Genomic DNA, 2,742 nt, shown 5'->3' on the forward strand with positions numbered 1-2,742 from the left:
CCAAGGTCATTCTGGACGTCCACACAGAAGGACGTGCAGAATCTGGAGTGTTTACCCGCGACATCGCCGAGACAAAGGCCATGCAGGTCAAACAGTACTCCAGGTCAACCCAGCATCCGCTACTCTGTGAAATCGAGAAGGACGGTTAATCGACGACCACTTGGGTATGAGGTGAAGCTATGTTAAACCGCGAGCTCGAAGTCACCATCAATCTAGCATTCAAGGAGGCTCGTTCGAAACGTCATGAATTCATGACCGTCGAACACCTTTTGCTGGCCCTATTGGACAATGAGGCTGCCGCCACCGTTTTGCGTGCCTGCGGCGCAAACCTCGACAAACTCAAGCATGACCTGCAGGAGTTCATCGACTCCACCACGCCATTGATCCCCGTTCATGACGAAGATCGCGAAACCCAGCCAACCCTGGGCTTCCAGCGTGTACTGCAACGTGCTGTTTTCCACGTACAGAGCTCGGGCAAACGCGAAGTAACCGGCGCCAACGTGCTGGTTGCCATCTTCAGTGAGCAAGAGAGTCAGGCGGTGTTCCTGCTGAAACAGCAGAGCGTTGCGCGCATCGATGTCGTCAACTACATCGCTCACGGCATTTCCAAAGTGCCGGGGCATGGCGATCACTCTGAAGGTGAACAAGATATGCAGGACGATGAGGGCGGTGAGTCTTCTTCTTCAGGCAATCCTCTGGATGCTTATGCCAGCAACCTCAACGAACTGGCGCGCCAGGGTCGCATTGATCCGCTGGTCGGCCGTGAATCGGAAGTCGAGCGTGTCGCGCAGATTCTCGCGCGCCGACGCAAAAACAATCCGCTGCTGGTCGGTGAAGCGGGCGTGGGTAAAACCGCGATTGCCGAAGGCCTGGCCAAGCGCATTGTCGACAACCAGGTGCCTGATCTGCTGGCCAACAGCGTTGTCTACTCGCTCGATCTTGGCGCCCTGCTCGCGGGGACCAAGTATCGCGGTGATTTCGAGAAGCGCTTCAAGGCGCTGCTCAATGAACTGAAAAAACGTCCGCAGGCGATCCTGTTCATCGACGAGATCCACACCATTATTGGTGCCGGCGCTGCGTCGGGCGGGGTCATGGACGCTTCGAATCTGCTCAAGCCACTGCTGTCGTCTGGCGACATTCGCTGCATCGGCTCGACCACGTTCCAGGAATTTCGCGGCATCTTCGAGAAGGACCGTGCCTTGGCGCGTCGCTTCCAGAAAGTCGATGTCGTCGAGCCATCGGTGGAAGACACCATCGGTATCCTGCGCGGCCTGAAAGGGCGTTTCGAGCAGCACCACAACATCGAATACAGCGATGAGTCGTTGCGCGCCGCTGCTGAACTGGCGTCGCGTTACATCAATGACCGGCACATGCCGGACAAGGCCATCGACGTGATCGACGAGGCGGGCGCCTATCAGCGTCTGCAACCGGTCGAAAAACGTGTGAAGCGCATTGAAGTGCCACAGGTCGAAGACATCGTCGCGAAAATCGCGCGGATCCCGCCTAAACACGTCACCAGTTCCGACAAGGAACTGCTGCGTAACCTGGAACGTGACCTGAAGCTGACGGTGTTTGGTCAGGACGCGGCGATCGATTCGCTGTCGACTGCGATCAAGCTGTCCCGTGCCGGCTTGAAGTCGCCGGACAAGCCAGTCGGTTCGTTCCTGTTCGCAGGGCCGACCGGTGTCGGTAAAACCGAGGCCGCGCGGCAATTGGCCAAGGCGTTGGGGATCGAACTGGTTCGCTTCGACATGTCCGAGTACATGGAGCGTCACACTGTATCGCGTCTGATCGGTGCACCTCCAGGCTATGTCGGTTTCGATCAGGGTGGTCTTTTGACCGAAGCGATCACCAAGCAACCGCATTGCGTATTGCTGCTCGATGAAATCGAGAAGGCGCATCCGGAAGTCTTCAACCTGCTGTTGCAGGTGATGGATCACGGTACGCTGACCGACAACAACGGACGCAAGGCGGACTTCCGCAACGTGATCGTGATCATGACCACCAACGCCGGTGCCGAAACGGCGGCGCGTGCTTCGATCGGTTTCACCCATCAGGACCACTCGTCTGACGCGATGGAAGTGATCAAGAAGAGCTTCACGCCGGAATTCCGTAACCGTCTGGACACCATTATCCAGTTTGGTCGCCTCAGTCATGAGGTCATCAAAAGTGTGGTGGACAAGTTCCTTACCGAGCTTCAGGCGCAGCTGGAAGACAAGCGTGTGCTGCTTGAGGTCACTGATGCCGCGCGTAGTTGGCTGGCGGCGGGTGGTTATGACTCGGCGATGGGTGCGCGTCCGATGGCACGTCTGATCCAGGACAAGATCAAGCGTCCGTTGGCGGAGGAGATTCTGTTTGGCGAGCTGGCCGAGCATGGCGGTGTGGTTCACATCGACATCAAGGATGGTGAGTTGACGTTTGACTTCGAAACTACCGCAGAAATGGCCTGATGGCCTGAGATCAAGAGGGCGCCTTCGGGCGCCTTTTTGTTATTTGTCGTTTGGGGTTTTTGGGTGAATATCCGTTGCTGCGGTGATGGCTTATTACGGTTTCGCCCTTACGGCGACTCACTTTTTTTCAAACGCCAAAAAAAGTAAGCAAAAAACGCTTGCTCCTGCGTGCGGCCCGCTCGCTGGGGCTCGGGGTCCCTTCGCTGCGGGATCGATCCGGGCGCAGCGCCTACGGTTTGCTGCGCTGCACCTCCTCTCGCTGTGTTTGGCTTCGCCAAACGGTCGCTGCGCT

General features: G+C 57.3%; 2 protein-coding genes. Both read left to right on the forward strand.

The window, feature by feature from the left end:
- Nucleotides 1–149, forward strand: a 149-nt coding sequence (locus tag ACIPIZ_RS29500) for an ATP-dependent Clp protease adaptor ClpS (protein ID WP_401169029.1), incomplete at its 5' end; no start/stop codon positions are given.
- 30 nt (nt 150–179) lie between these two features.
- Nucleotides 180–2,450, forward strand: a complete 2,271-nt coding sequence (gene clpA, locus ACIPIZ_RS29505) for an ATP-dependent Clp protease ATP-binding subunit ClpA (RefSeq protein WP_401169026.1) — start codon at nt 180–182, stop codon at nt 2,448–2,450.
- Nucleotides 2,451–2,742 lie beyond the last annotated feature (292 nt).

Origin of the sequence: Pseudomonas sp. NPDC087690, from assembly GCF_044743175.1 — a bacterium.
GTDB lineage: Bacteria > Pseudomonadota > Gammaproteobacteria > Pseudomonadales > Pseudomonadaceae > Aquipseudomonas.